The sequence below is a fragment of the Porphyromonas miyakawae genome (assembly GCF_045865415.1).
Classification (GTDB): Bacteria; Bacteroidota; Bacteroidia; order Bacteroidales; family Porphyromonadaceae; genus Porphyromonas; species Porphyromonas miyakawae.
Genome location: NZ_BAAFSF010000004.1, coordinates 620,174 through 639,083 on the forward strand (window position 1 = coordinate 620,174; position 18,910 = coordinate 639,083).

Annotated in this window: 13 protein-coding genes and 1 pseudogene; 5 read left to right on the top strand and 9 right to left on the bottom strand. The window is 44.3% G+C overall.

All coding sequences use genetic code 11. The features are described 5' to 3' along the window. Positions 1 to 474: 474 nt before the first annotated feature. The 3 genes from ACLWMH_RS08170 (at position 475) to ACLWMH_RS08180 (ending at position 8,675) form a co-directional block, all read left to right on the top strand. Entirely contained in the window at positions 475 to 6,585 is a 6,111-nt protein-coding gene (locus ACLWMH_RS08170; protein ID WP_411916184.1) for a helicase-related protein, read from the top strand. A gap of 185 nt (positions 6,586 to 6,770) precedes the next feature. Continuing rightward, positions 6,771 to 8,072 (top strand): AAA family ATPase, encoded by a 1,302-nt coding sequence (locus ACLWMH_RS08175; RefSeq protein WP_411916185.1) that lies wholly within the window; start codon positions 6,771 to 6,773, stop codon positions 8,070 to 8,072. A gap of 3 nt (positions 8,073 to 8,075) precedes the next feature. Further along, a complete protein-coding gene (locus ACLWMH_RS08180; protein ID WP_300969744.1) occupies positions 8,076 to 8,675 on the top strand; it encodes an RloB family protein in 600 nt (199 codons plus the stop codon). Between the two features lie 205 nt (positions 8,676 to 8,880). On the opposite strand, the gene ACLWMH_RS08185 is transcribed toward ACLWMH_RS08180, so the two are convergent. The 6 genes from ACLWMH_RS08185 to ACLWMH_RS08210 all read right to left on the bottom strand — a co-directional run bounded on the left by ACLWMH_RS08185 (position 8,881) and on the right by ACLWMH_RS08210 (position 13,862). Further along, positions 8,881 to 9,885, bottom strand: a complete 1,005-nt coding sequence (locus tag ACLWMH_RS08185; RefSeq protein ID WP_411916186.1) for a nucleotidyl transferase AbiEii/AbiGii toxin family protein — start codon at positions 9,883 to 9,885, stop codon at positions 8,881 to 8,883. Beyond that, on the bottom strand, positions 9,870 to 10,577 hold the full coding sequence (locus ACLWMH_RS08190; RefSeq protein WP_411916187.1) for a DUF6088 family protein: 708 nt from the start codon (positions 10,575 to 10,577) through the stop codon (positions 9,870 to 9,872). Before ACLWMH_RS08190 ends, ACLWMH_RS08185 begins: the two co-directional genes overlap by 16 nt. Before the next feature lie 88 nt (positions 10,578 to 10,665). After that, positions 10,666 to 10,974 carry a helix-turn-helix domain-containing protein gene (locus tag ACLWMH_RS08195; protein WP_411916188.1) on the bottom strand — a complete coding sequence of 103 codons (309 nt, stop codon included), beginning with the start codon at positions 10,972 to 10,974 and terminating at the stop codon, positions 10,666 to 10,668. Continuing rightward, complete coding sequence (locus ACLWMH_RS08200; RefSeq protein ID WP_411916189.1) at positions 10,962 to 13,007, bottom strand: AAA family ATPase; 2,046 nt, start codon at positions 13,005 to 13,007, stop codon at positions 10,962 to 10,964. Before ACLWMH_RS08200 ends, ACLWMH_RS08195 begins: the two co-directional genes overlap by 13 nt. Next, the gene (locus tag ACLWMH_RS08205) at positions 13,004 to 13,405 is read right to left on the bottom strand and encodes a hypothetical protein (protein WP_039865881.1); all 402 of its coding nucleotides are present in this window, start codon (positions 13,403 to 13,405) and stop codon (positions 13,004 to 13,006) included. The genes ACLWMH_RS08200 and ACLWMH_RS08205 overlap by 4 nt, the downstream gene beginning before the upstream one ends. Beyond that, positions 13,353 to 13,862, bottom strand: a complete 510-nt coding sequence (locus ACLWMH_RS08210; RefSeq protein ID WP_411916190.1) for a hypothetical protein — start codon at positions 13,860 to 13,862, stop codon at positions 13,353 to 13,355. Before ACLWMH_RS08210 ends, ACLWMH_RS08205 begins: the two co-directional genes overlap by 53 nt. 657 nt (positions 13,863 to 14,519) lie before the next feature. On the opposite strand from ACLWMH_RS08210, the gene ACLWMH_RS08215 reads away from it, so the two are divergent. After that, positions 14,520 to 15,785 (top strand): PcfJ domain-containing protein, encoded by a 1,266-nt coding sequence (locus ACLWMH_RS08215; RefSeq protein WP_411916191.1) that lies wholly within the window; start codon positions 14,520 to 14,522, stop codon positions 15,783 to 15,785. A 38-nt stretch (positions 15,786 to 15,823) separates the two neighbouring features. On the opposite strand, the gene ACLWMH_RS08220 is transcribed toward ACLWMH_RS08215, so the two are convergent. The 3 genes and pseudogenes from ACLWMH_RS08220 to ACLWMH_RS08230 form a co-directional block, all read right to left on the bottom strand. Beyond that, positions 15,824 to 16,360 carry a ClbS/DfsB family four-helix bundle protein gene (locus tag ACLWMH_RS08220; protein ID WP_411916192.1) on the bottom strand — a complete coding sequence of 179 codons (537 nt, stop codon included), beginning with the start codon at positions 16,358 to 16,360 and terminating at the stop codon, positions 15,824 to 15,826. A gap of 208 nt (positions 16,361 to 16,568) precedes the next feature. Beyond that, on the bottom strand, positions 16,569 to 17,033 hold the full coding sequence (locus tag ACLWMH_RS08225; RefSeq protein WP_411916193.1) for a DUF3872 domain-containing protein: 465 nt from the start codon (positions 17,031 to 17,033) through the stop codon (positions 16,569 to 16,571). Between the two features lie 12 nt (positions 17,034 to 17,045). Beyond that, positions 17,046 to 17,528 (bottom strand): annotated as a pseudogene (locus tag ACLWMH_RS08230) (conjugal transfer protein TraO); the annotation flags it as partial. A 55-nt stretch (positions 17,529 to 17,583) separates the two neighbouring features. Between ACLWMH_RS08230 and mobB the strand changes: the two are divergent. Next, positions 17,584 to 18,867, top strand: a complete 1,284-nt coding sequence (mobB, locus tag ACLWMH_RS08235) for a conjugal transfer protein MobB (RefSeq protein WP_411916194.1) — start codon at positions 17,584 to 17,586, stop codon at positions 18,865 to 18,867. The last annotated feature ends 43 nt before the right edge of the window (positions 18,868 to 18,910 follow it).

Here is an 18,910-nt window from a genome sequence, read left to right on the forward strand (position 1 = left end):
CCGCACAAGCGACTTAGCTCAGTGACACAACTATCTCTCACGACACTCCTTACTTGTTTATCGTAGTTAATAGGAAGCCGATTGGGGAGCCTTTGTGGTTTCTTAGCGGGGAGATGCAGTGCCAATACGCTTTGGCACTGTAGTTCCATAGGGGAGAAACTCGAGTGCCAATAAGGGGTGGCACTACAGTTTCATACGGAGGAAACTCTAGTTTCATCTAGGAGAAACTACAGTTTCATAGGGAAGAAACTCCAGTGCCAAGCCTATGGGAAACTTTTCCCATACGGATGAAACTGTGGAGTGACAGGGGGGGACAACATTTCCACTCAGACGAGACTCCACCAATTCACGTGAAGAGCAAAGACATCAAGTAATCGTATTTCCATTCTTGTGGAAGGTATACTCAATCCATTTCGTGGGATTGACTTCCTCCCTCCATGGCTAACAACTATCATCAACAAACAGAGTACCTCTATGGCATACAACAAGAAAGCAGTTTTGGCGGCAAATGCAGAAGCAATCCGCGTGGTGCTACGATTAGAAAAAGAGCATCGTCCAGCTACCGAAGCAGAGAAACGCATCTTGCGTGGCTACCAAGGCTTCGGAGGTCTGAAGTGCGTATTGAACCGCACAGACACACCAGCGGACATCCGCTATTGGAGCAAATCGGAGCAAGAACTCTTCGCTCCGACACAACAACTCAAGCAGATGATCTATCGGGAAGCGGTCGATGCTCACACCGCCAAGCGGTACTGGGAGAGCATCAAGGCGAGTGTCCTCACCTCATTCTATACAGATAGACGTATCGTCTCTGCTATTTCAGATGCTCTAGCAACAAGTGGTGTGACGCTCAAACGGTGCCTCGACCCCTCCTCGGGGATGGGTGCTTTTGCCGAAACATTTGCCAAGCAGGTGGGCATTGTTGATGCCTTGGAGAAAGATCTGCTCACGGCTCGCATCAGTCAAGCGCTGCACCCTTATGGCGAGGGCAACATCTTCGTGCGAAATGAACCCTTTGAAGCGATAGCACCCCTAGAAGAGGCGGAGAAGTATGACCTCGTAACCAGCAACATCCCCTTTGGAGACTTTATGGTCTATGACCGTGAGTATAGTAGGGGGAATGATCTCTTCAAAAAGGAGTCAACACGAGCCATTCATAATTACTTCTTCGTAAAGGGCTTGGACTGCACTAGAGAGGGTGGTCTCATTGCATTTATCACTTCACAAGGCGTACTCGATGCTGCACTACATGAGCCAATCAGACGCTATCTGATGCAAAACAGCCGACTCATCTCTGCTATCCGTCTGCCATCAGGTATGTTTAGCGAGCAAGCAGGAACTGAAGTAGGAAGCGACTTGATTGTCCTGCAGAAGCAGTCGGGCAAGGAGATTGGCGAGGAGCTGGAGAAGCAGTTTGTTCAGACAGTCGCCGTACCCAAGGGGGATGGTTTTACTATGGCATTCAACCACAACTCACTTTTCGAGGGCTCGTGGGATGATGTGGCACCTCGCACCATAGCCACCAGTCGTGAGCTGGGTAGAGACCCTTACGGCAAGCCAACTTGGAAGTATCGCTTTGAGGGAACTACAGAGGATATGGCTGAAAGCCTCCGAATACAGCTCACGCAAGATGTGAGAGCACGTTTTGACCGCAAGCTCTATGAGACGAGAATAGCGATGAGCGAAGAAGAGCGACAGAATGAAGCCGAGAAGCAATTGCGTAAACTGGGCGTAACGGTCGGATTGCCTGGGGTGGAGCCTAAAGTAGACGAGGAGCAAGAAACAGACAACGCTTATGATCTAATGCCTGATAGCATCAAGAGTCAACTACCCAAGCTATATGACTCCGAGAAGCAACTCATTGGTGACCGCACAGCTTATGTACGATACTTCTTCCCGCTGGGAGCCTATACAGCCTACCTCTTAGAGTACAACCCAGAGGAACGTCTTGGGTTTGGAGCAGTTACAATGGGTTACGGTTGGGAGCTCGGCTACATCTCCTTGGACGAAATGAAAGAGGTCAAGATACATGGCTTGGGGATTGAGCGTGACCTTCACTTTTCTCCTACTGCACTGCATGAGATAGCCGAGCTGGAAGAGCTTGTCCAAGGACGGTATAGCAAAGAGGTGGTTGCAGAAGCTCCCACTGTTGTAGTTAACGAGGTGGTACAAACAGAAACCCAAGCGGAAGAGGTCGTTGAGGAGTCCTTTTCAGAGGGAACTTCCATCAACTCCATTGAAAAGAATGAAGTGGTAGAACCCATCCAGCAGGATCAAGCCTCTTCAATGTTAGAACCAGCACCCGAAGGTGTGCCAGCTCTAACGCTACAGCATCAGTATGAAGCGGATATACGTACGGACCTAGAAGCCCCACGAGAGATGGGCGGACAGATGGTCTACTTTGATGACGACCATCATCCCGTGATGGATATAACTGATGTCGGGCTGGAACAGGAGGGCTATTTGTTTGCTCCCGAAGAGTACGAACTCTGGACGCAGGAGGTAGCTCGTGTTAACAAGGAGATCAAAGAGGTCAATAAGCAACAGACAGTTTCTAAACCCAAGCAAAGCTCAGTAAAGCGTCCAAGAGCAAGAAGAAGTACCAAGCTCTCCTCAATCGAGCAGCCATCTCTATTTGACTTTGCAGAAGGGGAGAGAGAAGTACAGCCAGTTACAGAGGTTAAGAAGTCATTTGATGCTTCACCTCGTCCATTCCTCTCTTTGCCTGACTCGCATCTACGAGATGGGTCGATTGTGTTGCAAAATGGACAAGTGGGGTATCTCTCCAATCTGAAGCGACAGCCCACCTTTCATCCGATGGACTTACCCTATGAGCGCCTGACCAAGCTCAAAGCGTACATCGAGATACGCGAGAATTATCATCGGCTATACGACTACGAAGCGAACAATAGATGTGAGGATAGCGAGGAGCGTATAAAGCTCAATCGGCTCTATGACGACTTCGTCAGTCGCTGGGGGTATCTCAATCAGAAGAGCAATACAGACCTCATCAAGATGGACGCAACTGGGGTCGAAATACTCTTCTTAGAGCGATCCGATCAGGGGAAATACATCAAGGCAGACATCTTTGACCATCCTACCGCCTTTGCCACTACAGAGGTGACAGTAGCTGCCGACCCCACGGAAGCTCTCGTCTCTTCTCTGAATAAGTATGGCTCTGTGGAGCTAGACTATATGAGTTCGCTCCTCTCAGAGATGGAGGAGAGTGACATCGTCTCAGCTTTAGAGGGGCGTATCTACTACAATCCAGAAGTAGATGGTTACGAGGTGGCAGACAAGTTTATCTCAGGCAATGTGATAGAGAAGAGCGAGCAGATTGAGTCGTGGCTACTAGAGCATCCCGATCATGAAGAAGCACAGCAAAGCTTAGCTGCCCTACGGGCTGCCACACCTACTGCGATACCCTTTGCTGAGCTTGACTTCAACCTTGGGGAGCGGTGGATACCGGCTAAAGTCTATAGCGCCTTTGCCTCAGAGTTCTTTGAGACAGAGATCACCGTCACCTATCAGAGTACGATGGATGAATATGTTTTGCAATGTGATAGACGCAATGGGAACATTTGGCATAAGTATGCTGTGCAGGGAGAGTTCAGACGCTATGATGGACTTAATCTCTTAAAGCATGCGCTACACAATACCATCCCCGATATCAATAAGAATAAAGAGGTACGAGATCTAGAGACAGGCGAGACGAAAACGATCAAAGTACGTGATGGACATGCGATACAGATGGCTAATGCTAAGATAGAGGAGATACGTCAGGGCTTTGTAGATTGGCTAGGCAGAACGCCAGAGAGCTTTAAGCAACAACTATCCGACAGATATAATAAGCTATTTAACTGCTTCGTGCGCCCCAACTTTGACGGTGCGCATCAATCCTTTCCCGACCTAAATCTGAAAGGACTAGGTATCTCTGACCTCTATAAGAGTCAGAAGGATGCCGTATGGATGCTCAAAACCAATGGCGGGGGGATTTGTGACCATGAAGTAGGGGCTGGTAAGACCCTCATCATGTGTGCAGCAGCCTATGAGATGAAGCGCTTGGGCTTAGCAAACAAGCCGATGATTATCGGACTAAAAGCAAATGTTTTCGACATTGCCGACACTTTTAGAAAGGCTTATCCCAATGCTAGAGTGCTTTATCCTGGTAAGAACGATTTCAATAAGCAAAACCGCCAACGCATCTTTAACGACATCAAGAACAACGATTGGGATTGCATCATATTGACCCATGAGCAGTTTGGAATGATACCTCAAGCTCTAGAGATACAGGAGGCAATCTTGCAAAAGGAGAAAGACTCTATAGAGGAAAACCTAGAAGTCCTTCGTCAGCAAGGTGCGGACATTTCCCGAGCGATGCTCAAGGGCTTGGAGAAGCGAAAGCAGACCCTCGAAGCCAAACTACAAGGCATTCAAGATAGTATTGCTGAGCGTAAGGATGATGCTGTGGACTTCAAAATGATGGGCATCGATCACCTCTTTGTGGACGAGAGTCATCAGTTTAAGAACTTGATGTTCAACACTCGTCACGACCGAGTCTCTGGCTTAGGTAATCCAGAAGGGTCACAACGTGCACTCAATATGCTCTTTGCCATACGTACCATTCAGGAGCGGTCGGGTAAAGACTTAGGAGCTACTTTTCTCAGTGGCACAACCATCAGCAACTCACTCACAGAGCTCTATCTGCTCTTCAAGTACCTACGTCCTCAAGCACTCGAAAAGCAAGGCATCAATAGCTTTGATGCTTGGGCTGCGGTCTTTGCGAAGAAGTCTACCGACTACGAGTTCTCCATCACCAATGACATCATACAGAAGGAACGCTTCAGGACCTTTATCAAAGTGCCAGAGCTGGCAGCGTTCTATGCGGAGATTTGTGACTATCGTACCGCTAAGGATATCGGCATCGACCGCCCGGAGAAGAACGAGATATTGCATAACATACCGCCCACACCCGAGCAGGAAGAGTTTATCGGCAAGTTGATGGAGTTTGCCAAGACAGGGGATGCAACCCTTTTAGGACGAGAGGAGCTATCGGAAAAGGAGGAGAAAGCCAAGATGCTAATCGCAACGGACTATGCCCGCAAGATGAGCTTGGATATGAGAATGATAGATCTAGAAAAGTATTCGGACCATATAGACAACAAAGCCAGCCACTGTGCCAAGCTCCTCAACAACTACTATCAGAAGTATAACGAGCAGAAGGGAACACAGTTTGTCTTCAGCGACTTAGGTACTTACAAGTCAGGCGAGTGGAACGTTTACTCGGAGATTAAGCGTAAGTTGGTAGAGGAGTATCACATCCCATCTCACGAGATACGGTTCATCCAGGAGTGCAAGAATGAGAAAGCGAAGAAAGCGATGGTAGAAGCGATGAATAGGGGCGATATACGTATCATCTTCGGCTCTACATCTATGTTGGGCACAGGTGTCAATGCCCAGCAACGAGCTGTGGCTATACATCATCTTGATACTCCGTGGAGACCGTCAGACTTGGAGCAGCGCAACGGACGAGCTATCCGAAAGGGCAATTTGGTTGCCAAAGAGTTTGCCGACAACAAGGTCGATGTGATTATATATGCAGTGGAGCGTTCATTGGACAGCTATAAGTTCAACCTACTACACAACAAGCAGCTTTTCATCAATCAATTGAAGAGCAATCAGCTCGGTATGCGTACCATCGATGAAGGCTCAATGGACGAGGATAGTGGTATGAACTTCTCTGAGTATGTAGCTGTGCTATCGGGCAATACAGACCTTTTGGAAAAGGCAAAGCTAGATAAGAAGATTACCGCATTAGAGTCAGAACGCAAGAACTTCCTACGTGAGCGAAATGGGGCTGTAGGTAAGTTGGCTGAGATTGACCATTCACTTTCTTACCACACGGGAAAGATACAAGAGGCGAAGAAAGACCTCGCTTGCTTTGAGCAACGAGTGGAACGAGATGCGGAAGGCAACCCAGTCAATCGACTTTCAATTAAAGGCGTAGAGGGTTGTTCTGACATCAAAGTGATTGCTCATCGTCTTCAAGAGATAGAGGAAAAGGCTCGTACCAATGGTGAGTACAACAAGATTGGAGAGCTTTATGGCTTCTCTGTTATGGTCAAGACGGAAAGTTCCTCGCAGAACTTATTTGACCTATCGGTAAACCGCTTCTTCGTAAAGGGCGAGGGTAGTATTTACTACACCTACAATAACGGCAAGCTAGCAAATGATCCTAAGCTGGCTTGTCTGAACTTCTTCAATGCTTTAGAGCGCATTCCCAAGGTGATCGAATCTCACGAGAAGGAGATAGCAAAGGTTTCAGCAAATAAGGAGGTCTACACCGCCATTGCCAATAGCTCGTGGAAGAAGGAGGAAGAACTACGTGCGCTCAAAGGGGAGGCAGCCGAGCTGGACAGAAAGATTGCCCTTACGCTTTCTCCTCCAGAGGAAGAAAACGAGAATCTTGAAAAAGAGGTAGAAGAAAGCAGAGACCACCAAGAGGCTATCCAAAGCACAAAAGACTCTCTTGATAATTTGAAGCCCTCACGGAGTAATTCCCCCAAATCAATGAAACATTTCTAGGTCTAATGAAAGACTTCAGCTGTTTATCTAAATAGAAGTCTCAATCCAATTCTCAGCACTTTAATGTGCTTTTATGGTGCTTGAAAGTCGTGAAATCGTAGAAATAATTCGTTTTCTCTGACTTGAGCATCTGTTTGTGGAAATAAAAAGGTAACTTTGCACCAGATAAAAAAGAGAATGAAGTTATGATCGCATCGTTTACAGTTGAAAATTATCTCTCGATACTTACTCCTGTTACCTTCAGTTTTGAACCGACTGGAGACAAGTCTTTTATAGACGAGTATACTCATAAGGTAAAGGAAGGAGTGAGTTTGCTGAAGGTTGGAATTATCTATGGCGCAAACGCTTCTGGCAAAACAAACTTGTTGCAGGCATTAAATACCTTACGCAATATATTGTGCTTGCCAACGGAGGATAAGACACGAACATTGGATATCATTCCTTTTTTATTGGACGAAGAATCGCGTACACGGCCAACTCGCTTTGAGTTATCGTTCTATATCAAAGCTGAGAAATACTTGTTGCAACTAGAGGCAGACAGCAAGAGGATATATTGGGAAAAACTACAATACTATCCATCAAGCAAGGCAGCTCTACTCTATGAACGCAGACACAACGAGCAACTTGATATTGAAACCATTAATTGGGGAAGCTACTTAGGTTTGGGTAAAAAGAGTTGCCAAGCAATAGAAGGCAATACAATTGGAAATATGTCCGTCTTGGCAGCATGGAGCAAAAGTAATGTAGAACCCTCTCGATTGGATGCTGTTTATCAATATTTTTCTGAGCAATTTTTCCCTCCTTTGTCTGGAGCCTCTTCAGTGGCATCCTATACAAAAGATGTCTTGAGCAACGATAATGGAGGAGCAATTACCACATTTGTCCGAAAATTTTTGAAAGCTTCTGATTTCAACATTTCGGACATAGAGATAGAAGACGAAGAGATACATTTGGATGAAACTCTTAGTTCCTTCATTACGGCTCTTCCGATTTCTGAGAATGTAAAAATGGAATGGCTCAAGGATGGTGTGATTCGGAAAGAACAATTTGTGTTCAGCCATACGACCCCGAAGGGAGCTTATAAGCTCCCAGAACAGTTGGAGTCTGCGGGTACGCTTCAAATGCTTGCATTGTCTGTCTTACTATACAAAGTGTTACATCAGGAAAGTATCATTGTCATAGATGAGATTGAATCTAGCCTGCACTATGAGCTCTTATCTTATTTCCTTCGAGCTTTTTTGGCCAGCAGTGAAGTCGCATCCCAAATGTTACTTACAACACATGACTTAAATCTTCTAAATGAGGATTTTGTGCGCAGAGATACAGTGTGGTTCACTCAAAAAGATGAGAACGCTGCAACAAAGCTTACTCGTCTCTCTGATTACGGATTGCACAAGAATATTTCTCCCTACAATGCCTACAAGCAGAACAAATTGGCTCCGTTGCCATTCTTGGGATCTCAATATCTAGACATAAATGAAGATTGAGTTATGACAAAGAAAAGTGTTGCGATTATAGGTGAAGGCGAAACTGAGTGGTTCTATTTTGAATCAATGCGCATACTCAAACGATATTCGTACCAACTAAAACCCACATTTCCCAAACACTCAGATTGGAGGTACATATTCAAGCAAGCAAGACAATGTATTAAAGAAGGGTATGACAAGGTTTTTTGTCTGATCGATATGGATGTGATGTACACTAAACCCAACGAGATGGTTTCATATAAAGCAGAAAAAGAGAAGCTTCTAAAAGAAGGAGCCATTGTCCTTGAGACCAACCCTTGTACCGAATTTTGGTTCCTCATACATTTTCTTCCGACATTATCTACTAAGAACTATAGGAACTGTGACGAAGTGGTGAAGGATCTGCGAAAGTATTTGCCTGGATACGAGAAGAGTAAAGCGTATTTCAAGAAAACGAATCTGTATCAGTACCTTACTTCCAATGGCAATCTTCAAAAAGCCATTCAATATGCGGATCAGCTATACGAAATCGCACAAAAGACCCCAGAGGACTACCATTCATATACCCAGATTCATAAAGTTCTAATCCAGCTGGATAGTTTAGAGCAGGACGAAAAACAATAGTTTCATACTTCACGTATTAATGGGCTAAATGAACTTAGGGGTATTTCACCAACTATTTTGACCTTTATGCCAACATCTAAAAGGCTTCCATTAGAACCTCTCACTCAAACTCATCAAGACAATTGAGAAGTAATGAGCCGAGTGGTTATATCCAAGCCGAAATTGCGATAGAATCAGTTTAGATGATTTTCGGTAATAGATAACCTTACCCGCTACTTTTTGTGAGGTTAATCGTTCTCAGTGAGTCTAAGATTTTCAAGAATGATACCTTCACCCTTTCTGAAGATGGAATTTCCCTATAAGCTATTGCAGATAAATTCTCTTCGTACCTAGGAGTTAGAGCTTCCCATAACTTTTCAAAATCCAATACCAATGGCGATTGGGTTAGGTCTTTTAGACCTTTCCATCCAAAAGGCTCGTCAAATGCTGCTTGGTCATGCTTGACCAAAGTTTCTACATCACGCACAAACTCTACACCACAAACATACTCCTCCAAATCCTTGATAGTCATAAGAGCATTCAAATCATAGAAATGGCGGATTTTAGACGAAAGAGATGCCAATGGATCCTGGCTCATAGAGAAGCGAATGAGAGAAACGGTTTTCTCGCATAAGGTTTGCTTCAGCGACAACACATTCAACTCAAAAGGTTCAAGGTGATATTGAGATGCGACATCCTCCAAGTGTTGCTTCTTCAGATAAGTAGTCACAAATGGTTCTATCGTCCTTTTTTCATAAGGAAAAGGATTGGCAAACGCACTAATCTCTACGATAATTCTCGAAGGAATAGGATTGACTGAAACATCCAACCCCACTAGAGCATCATAGGAGAATGCTTGCTTCCTATACTTTGACCCTTTGGATATATCTGCAAAGGATTTATCTTCTGTAAAATCCACCGTAACCTCTTTCATCAGCTTAGATAATAGCATCTTGACTTGATTACCACTCATATCACCGCTGATGACGGCAAAGTCCACATCTTCAGAAAACCGGTCAATCAATTGATAAGCTTTGGACAATGAAGTCCCTCCCTTAAATACAATCTGCCGACTGTAGGTGCTTTTAGATAAGGATCGGAGTATTGCTGAGATATAATAATCTTTCTCGATCAACTGGACTGGAATTTTCAAATCCTCAGAAGACGCTTGTAGCAAGTCTCTGAATGACTCGCTGTCTAAATGTAAAGGCTCTCTTATTGTATGTTCCATTGGCTTGACACTAAAGTGGAGGAAAGTCCGATTCTAAATCGTGTAAGAGGGTTTAATGTCTGATGTAAAGTCGCCACAAGTGATTCATCTGTTAGCATAGAACCCAACAAAGCTCTTGTGAGTGGAGTGTAATTTAGGGAAAGTCCCACTAGTTGCTTATGATCTTCCTTTTCATATTCACTGACTTTCTTCTTTAGGAGAGTATACGACTTGTCAACAGTAGTATCTGGAATTTTCTTGATCCATTTCAAACAGTCCAAAAGACGTAGCATATCAATGTTGTCTTGACAGATCTGGTTCTTCTGTAATACAAAACGGATGGCATAAATCCCCCGCTTTGTATTTCGTTTCGGGAAATTAGTTCCTATTTCAAGAATGGATGAGTGTTGGGTCGTTAGTCCAAATAGGTTGAAAGCATAGAGACCTGTCAAATAGCCAATAGGAGTGTTCCCGTCATAGAGTAAGTCTCGGAATCTTTCTTCCATCGATGGTCCGACAACCCCAAATCGTGTTTGCTTGGGCTTATAATAAACTCCTGGGCTAAGTCGTTCGATCTCTCCCTCCTGAGCCAATCGTCCTAAAGCTACCACAGCTGCATCGTACTCCGAACGAGAAAGCTCTAAGTCTTCCAGTCGGAAAACTTTCCCCATCTCAAAGTCCAAAATCTTTTTTTTAATACTCTTGCTTGTCATGCTACTTGTCCTTTTCGCAAAGGTAGTCATTTTGTTGTGTAAGTGCAAGTACTTACACAACAAAATAGTCCGATTGAAAGAAAAAAGATTACCAGTCATCTCGTTTTTGTAGCATCTCATCGATTTCCTCACGAAGGAACAGTAGGCGACCATTAGCTTTAAGGTAGGGGATCTTACCCGCCCATACCCAATTGTAGATGGTCTTTTGCTCAACCTTTAGCAATCTAGACACATCGATGATGTCAAGATACTCAGGCTTGAGAGGTGGCTTAACAACAGCTTCTACGGCTTGCTCTCGTAATACCAACAAGTGGTCTAGTTTTTCTTCCACGCTCGCTAGCTTATCGAACAGACGCTTTTGCCAAGGATCTTCTGTAAGATAGTCTAAGTATGACATAGTTTGCCTTTTACATAGTTACCCATACTATCTTGAGATAAGATATTTTGTTCTCTCATATAGGCAATATATTTTTTTGCCGTCCTATCCTTGACATCCATCTCCTCCATTACTGAGACCACCAAGTCACTATAAGCTATCGGTTTTTGCTCTTTCAAGATTTCTTTAGCCACTGAAATCAAGTCCACTGTCTTTCGCTTTTCTTTTTCTGCTTTGGACTTTTCACCTCTATAAGTAAACATATCAAGCTTTTTATCCCACCCAAAGAGCATGATTGGCACATCTAGAGGACTTCCGTCTCTCACCTTGAGAGCTTTAACCACAGAAAGCTCAGGATTGTCATCATTCTCAATCGAAAGGATACCAGCTGCTTTTCGTTGAAGTTCAGAGCCAATGTGTCCACGTAGCTTCACTCCGTTTGGCACGAAGTGAAGCACGCAGATGATACAAGTATTATAAATACCCGCGAGACGATACAATTCGTCTACTACAGCTATACTCTCACTCTCATCATTGGCAGAGCGGATTAAATCTGCAATCCCATCTATAACTACAAGTTGAATACCTCCGTATTTGTGATAAAGCATATCCATACTATCCCGAATAAGCTTTAGGCGTTCTTGGCGAGAAAGAGAAGCCAAGTAAAATGAGTGAAAGAATAAAGGAACTCGATTTAACCCTGCACGTTTGAGCGTCCTACCTAGATTCTTATGCAATTGAGCCTCAGATTGCTCCGTGTCATAGTGTAGAACAGCTAACTGCCTAGGATTGGCTGCAATCCGTAGCCCTAAGGTTGTCTCTGGGTCTAATGCTTCTTCGTTTATAACTCCAGAAAGAATAGCAGAGATGTAATTGCTCTTTCCTGTGCCCTCACCGCCAGTAATACAGAAAAGGTTATCTTGAGTTCCTAATGGAACACCGTTAACGGACACAATGGGGTGGGAAGCTTCAGGTGGGTTATCATAATCAATCTCACAGGATTTCATCATCATTAGCGTGTTTGCATATAGTTTGTTCAGTTCCTTGGCTAATAGCTCCTTGAGATCTTTTGCTATTCGCCCCATTGAGAAAAAGTCTGATATATCTTTCTGCGCTTTTCCTCCGTCTAGTGGAAGTTCTAGCCTAAGGATAGGCAGTTCTGAAAAGGTTTGTAACACCTTAAATGAAGCCCGAATACCCGTTTCATCTACATCATAAAGGATGACGATATGCCTAAATCGTCGACTCAAGAGTTCCATCAGAGACTTTGGAATATCGGCTGTTTCACTATTCAAGCAAATAGCATTGAAGCCATGAGCAGAAAGACTCATCACATCCTTTTCACCACCTGTTATATAGACTACATCACCTTTACTAGATAGTTGTTCCAATCCAAAAACGTAATCTTCGACTTTCTCCCCACCATAGAGAAAGCGGATACTACTGTGAGGCCGATAAACCTTGATGAAGCCTTGCATTACATAGCCAAACATTGGTTCCTCATCATTAGAATATATTGAGTAGGGTTTCCCCTCACGATTGATTGACTTAAAGCAAGTCAATGCTTTCACATGAAAACGATGAAGCACCTCTTCTGTAATCCCATAACGGAACCAAAAGAGGAGTTCTCGTTGTCCGAAAGTTTTTGGTGTGAACTCAAATCGTTTAGGAGGTGCAACCGTGGCTTTAGACATCGTTTTGTCGTTGTAGCTTTTGGAGGGCATATTTGATATCGAAGAATCTTGACCAACTCTAAGGTTTAGCCCCAAGTCTCTATTTATCATCTGTAGGATATTGCGAAAATCTCGCTTGGCATCAAGCCCAGCAACCATTGCTACAAACCAAAAGCAGTCTCCAGAATAAAGCTCGTTCCCAAAGTCCTTCATACGGTAACAGTCATTCTTGCTATCAAAGTAAATGTTACACGAAGCTCTTTTATCCTCATAAAAAGGATTGCGAAAATTCCGCTTAGGCACAAAGTCCATAGGCATATAGTAGGTGAATACATCCAAGCCTCTATTCGTGCGACCAAGTATTTCTTCTTTGATATTCATAGCTCCTCAAACAACATCTCAGGCTTATTTTCACCTAGATACCCCTTTATGATGCCATCTTTGTACGCATTTAGTCTTTGTATTGCCTCAATCCTTCTGAAGCCTTTGAATGTTGCTCGACCAGTCTTCACTGCGATGTAAAGGCCTTTGAAAGGATAGACCACATGATTAGCTGATACGTAACGAAAAGGAACTGCATTCGCCTCTCGCCAGCGAGCTAATGAAGCTCTTGAAACACCAAGGATTCTCATTACATCAGAAGAGTTAAGCTCTATTTTCTCTTCAAGGACTTCATAGTCACTTTTGAGTTCCGCAATAAAGCCCGACACCTTATCTATTGCAGATCTAAGAGACTGAATCTCTTGAAGTATTTCCAATTGCGTCTGATTGTAATCCATATGATTCGTCTTGTAATCCTGCTTTAAGACACTTAAGGTAGTCTTCAACTTGAGAGATAAACTTGGAGAGATCAAGGTTGGGTCCCATCATGTAGTTCACGACTTCTCTCACTAGAGCATTAAGAATGGATTGTCTTTCGCGTCCATAGATGCTGTCCAACACTTTGAAGAACTGTTCTTGAGTCAGCGTATAGTGTACATTGTTTTGCAAGCTCAAAGGTCCTGTTATGGGCTCTACAACATCTGCATCAATCATCAGAAAAATGACATCTTTCTTAGCTGCTTGAGCGATTTTGAGGAAGGTCCTTAATTGCTGACCGCCACTAAGAGTCATTGATTTTCTAAAGTTGGAGACATCCATCTCAGCTATGAAAGCTTGAGACTTGAGGTTATTCGAACTACGAATGATATCCTCAAGAGACGGATTGACTATGTATAGCTTAGCTGTTTCTTTCATTAGGCTACTTTTTATGGTTTACCACAGCAACTTGCTGCGCTGCAAAGTTCCCAATGTTTAGACGTTTAGACGAATATCATATTACTATTGTTGGGTAAAGTATTACCATTATAGGCATCTGTTCGTGAGAGGAGGTAAGGGACTGCAAGTGCACGGTGCAAGATCCCTCTATATATAGGGGACTTGCACCGTGCACTTGCAGTGTAGCCATACTACTCTCCGAAGGGTGATGAAACCAAGAATTTGGTGATTGTTCAGAAAAATGGTACTTTTGAACTCGGATAACACAAAGTAAGTGTACTCTGTACGGACTCTCAAAAATATCCGTCTTGGCTACAATTTGGCTACAGGGATTTTAGAGAGTATATAAAGAGAGTGAGACATAGGAAGTTATGGGCGTAAGTTCATTTCCCCCCGCTTCCGCAAGAGGTCTTATTTAGAGTTTCAACAAGGTATTCAAATAAGGCTTCAAATCAAGGGAAAGTCGTTGTAGAACAAGCTTCTACAGCGACTTTTCTCGTTTACACTGACTACCGATGAATACCTATAGGTGGTGTTAGGTATTCGCCAAAAGGTCATTTTCTGCTACACTAATTTTTACAACCGTAAAACATCTTCTACACAACTGCAACCCACACTATTTGACACCCTTGCCTTATGAAACCTAGGAACAAGTTTGAGAAAACCGTAATGGCACTGAGTACGAAACTATGCCCAATAACAAAAGCACAGCGTCAGTGGGCATTCCAAGAGTGCATAGACCACTTTGCCTTCCGCTTACCTAAAGGTCGTACGACTTGTATGGATTGTGGTTATAGTTGGACTTTAGAGCAGCCTATAGATACTTGCACTTGCCCTCAATGTAGGGCAAGGTTGCAAGTCAAGACAACAAGAGCGCGTAAGTTACAACAGAAGCAGTACTTCACGCTACTAACCACTTGTGGTGCGTATCAAGTGTTGCGGATGTTCCTCCTCGTGGCTGAAATGGAGAAAGGTTGCAGAGCACAGAGCTCTGTCATTGAGATTGGGCATTATTGGTGGAACGATGCAGTGAGACAAGCATTAGTAGCCATACAGCGAACTTTTGGACACTATATTGATAGCTTTTCTTTTTGCTCTCCGATGGCTATCCGTAACGATAGCGAAGCTTACCGATATGTAGCCTATTCGCAGATATATCCGAAGCTAAAGGTCACGAATACGCTTTATAGGAATGGCTTCAACGGAGAGTTTCACGGCATAGCACCTACTCAACTCATCCCAGCTCTACTTACTGATAGTCGTGCAGAAACAATGATGAAAGCAGGACGATATAAAGATTTAAGACACCTCCTATCAAGGGGCAAAGGACTTGACAACTATTGGAACTCATACAAGCTGACACTTCGTCACCACTACATAATAAGCGACATTGCCTTATGGTGTGACTATGTAGATATGCTCAAACGATTGGGTAAGGACATCCACAATCCGAAATACATCTGCCCCTCCGACCTCAGAGGAGAGCATAACAAACGAGAAGCGGAGCTGCGCAGACAGCGTGAGCGGGAGGCGATGGAGCGAAAGCGGGAAAAGGCAATGGCGGACGAAGCGCGTTTTCGTGAACTCAAGTCAAAGTTCTTCGGCATCTGTTTCACGGACGGCACAATCCAAGTACACGTGTTAGAGAGCGTGCAGGAGTATATAGAGGAAGGAGCTGAATTGCATCACTGCCTATTTTCAAATGAGTACTATCTCAAAGAGAACTCACTAATCCTGTCGGCTACCATTGAGGGCAAACGAATAGAGACGATAGAAGTCTCTCTGGACACACTCCAAGTGATACAGAGCCGTGGTGTGTGCAACCAAAACACCCCATACCACGAGCAAATTGAGAGCCTTGTCAATGCCCATAGCCAACTGATACGGGAAGTTGTACGATGAAGATCGGTAAAGGAGCTGTCGGCTCTTTTCCACTAAGTTTATTTCAAGTATTTGATATGCTTCTTTATCTTCTTCATCGCCCAATCGTAGTGACTTGCCGTTACCGAGACACAATATGCTCCGAGTGTAGATGTCCCAGTCCAAGGCAATGAGCCTTTGGAGAAAAGTTCATCATTGGAATAATTTCCTATCAAAGCCATTACAGCATTATGAGACGCTTTCAAGTTTTCCTTTGCTTCCGCCAACAATGTGCTTTGGTGCTTCTTCCAAAACTCGACATTCAGTGCTGGGTAGGTTCTCCAATTGTAAGGTTCGGGAAGAAAAGGCTTAGGCACCCCATTGCTATTGGCTTGAACCCAATTCAATAACAGATTATGCCACTCGTACAAGTGTACAAGTACATCCCTTAGGTTCTTGTCTCTTCTCCAATGTGTCTCCTTACCGCTTGTAGTCATTTCAACTGCAAAAGGGGTCGCTTGTTGCTCCTCACTCATACTGTCGATGAGCTTCCACATCTTCACAAATTGTTGATTCGCAGATGTCATCAAATCCGCCTTTGTTGTAGCTCTTGCCATATCCTCTTTATTCTTTGTTTGTCTCAAAGGTAAGTAAAAGGACGAAGATTCGGAACCTTGTTCGTAGATTCAATAACAAAAGCCCCCAAAAGGTAGCCGACAGACGGCAACACTTTCGGGGGCTTCTTTTCTTTGTCTTTGAGTACGAGCAGGCGACCAAAGCAAAGAAGCAAAAGAAAGTCGCAATCAAAGAAGATTACACTTCTTCCTAAGTTGGCTGTATTTCTATTGATGATTTTGGTTTATCCTCTCTTTCATTGTTGAAGTTGAAAGTCCGTTGCTGGACTTGTCCGAAGTTGTCCTCCACGTAGATGTCAATCGTTTGGCGGTCAGTGGAGAGTGAGGTGTAATAGAGACGGAAGGTATCTCTTGTGAGCGGATAGCGGTCATTCGGTTTGAATACAGTGCCATCATCCATCTTCAAGCAACCCTTGCCATCTGGCTGGAAGTAACGGATCGTGTATTGCGTATTGGCAAAGCGACCACTTCTTTTGAGACTACAGCGTATTTCAGCCGTTTCCCCCTTAGCTATGGAGTTCTGCACCGGCATCACTTCAAGCGAGAAGTCGTAAGCCTGCTGCACATCCAGCTCACGAGTACAAGCAGATAGACAAAAGAGGGCGAGGGCAATCCCCCCAACAGCCCATATCGTATTCACTAGGAACTTTTTCATTGTTGTTGGTAGTTAGATATTGAACTTGAGTCCTGCTGAGATAGCAGGACGAAAACGATGCAGGTCAGAGCCGAAGAGCAGTCGCCCTTGAGCCTTGAGGACGAAGAGCAGATTGTCTGTAAGGAACAGTTCCACCGAGCTATGTATCGCCCCACCATAAGTAAAGCGAGACCGATCCAGGAGTGTAGCCCCATCGGGTAGCAACCGTTTATCCTCGTTCAGCTCTTCATTACCGCAGAGAGCGGATAGTCCCAAGTAGCCAAAGACATTCTTCCCCCTATCTGAGAGTATCGGGTGCATATAGCCGAAATGCAGGAGCGCATCATGTAGTGGAACATTGTAAGAGCGATAAGTCAACCCTTGCTGCTCATATTCCGCCAAGAGAAAAGCGTAGTTCGCCCGCTTGAAGTAGTGTGCGAACGCAAGACCTACCCCAAAACTCTCCTTTGCGAATAGTTTCTCCCCCTTGATAATCGGAATAGAGCCGACCAGCTCAGATTATTGCTTTGCAGGAGCAGGCTGTCTCTCTGACCATTGATTACCGCAAGTAATGATTGCCAAGATTTCAGCAACGGAGAACCTCGGGGGTGCACTCGGCTACAACTTCAAGAAGGTGAATAAGAAGGGAGCAACACTCCTACTGGCACATGGCTTGTACCAAAATAGTGCGGGCGAATATACGATGTCGGAAGTGCTTGCAGATATGCAGGCATTGATACCCGAAAAGTGTCGAACAAAGAAAACGGTCTTCCATTGCTCGCTCAATCCGCATCCAGACGAGAAGCTGTCCGATGAAATGCTCTCGCAGATAGCTAAGGAGTATATGGAGGCTCTAGGTTATGGTAAGCAACCCTACATTGTGTTCAAGCACAATGATATCGCCCGTGAGCATATACACATCGTATCGCTTCGGGTAGATGGCGATGGTCGAAAGATCAATGACAAGTTTGAAAGCAGACGAAGCAAGAAAATTACGGATGCGCTGGAGAAGAAGTACCATCTAATTTCCAGCACAGAGATTACAGATAAATCGCTACAAGAGCTCTCAAAGGTGGATATGGCAAAAGGAAATATCAAAGAGCAGGTAGCATCTATAGCTCGTTCTGTTCTGAAGCATTACCGTTTCTGTTCGTTGGGAGAACTCAATGCCATTCTTTCCCACTACAATCTTGCCGTGGAAGAAGTCAAAACAGAGTTTCGAGGGAAGAAGTACGATGGACTGGTCTATGTACCGACTGATGATAAGGGCGATAAGGTAAGTACACCCATCCATGCCTCGGAGATCGGTCGTGGTGTGGGCTATACAGCCGTGCAGAATAGGATGCAACAATCTAAGCAAGCTATCAAGCCACTGATACCAGCCGTAAGGGAGAAAGTCCTACAAGTAATGCGTACTTCTCCCCAGACAGAGGAAGCACTGCGACATCGATTGGAAGAACAAGGCTTGCGAACGGTTATCCGAAAGAATGAGAGCGGGCGTATCTATGGTATTACGTTCATAGACGATGCGAATGGCATTGCACTCAATGGCTCCCGACTAGGCAAGGGGTACTCGGCCAATACATTTAATGCCTACCTCTCCAATCCGACCTACAATCCATTTATGGATGAAACATTGTATGGCATTTCTTCCTCTCAATTGAAAGAAGAAGTTCCAACTATTCAACCGTTACAGTCAGATGCGGACGAGGGAGACAACCTTGTCGATGAGTTGGTAGATGATATTGTCGGTGACCTTCCACTCGGTAGTAGCAACGATGATTGGAAAGAGGCGGCTTGGCGACGGAAACTTCGCAGGCAAAATCGCCCATATATTAGAGGACTAAAGAGATGAGTGACGTTGTCAAATTGAAATAGTAATTTTATAGTAATTTTGT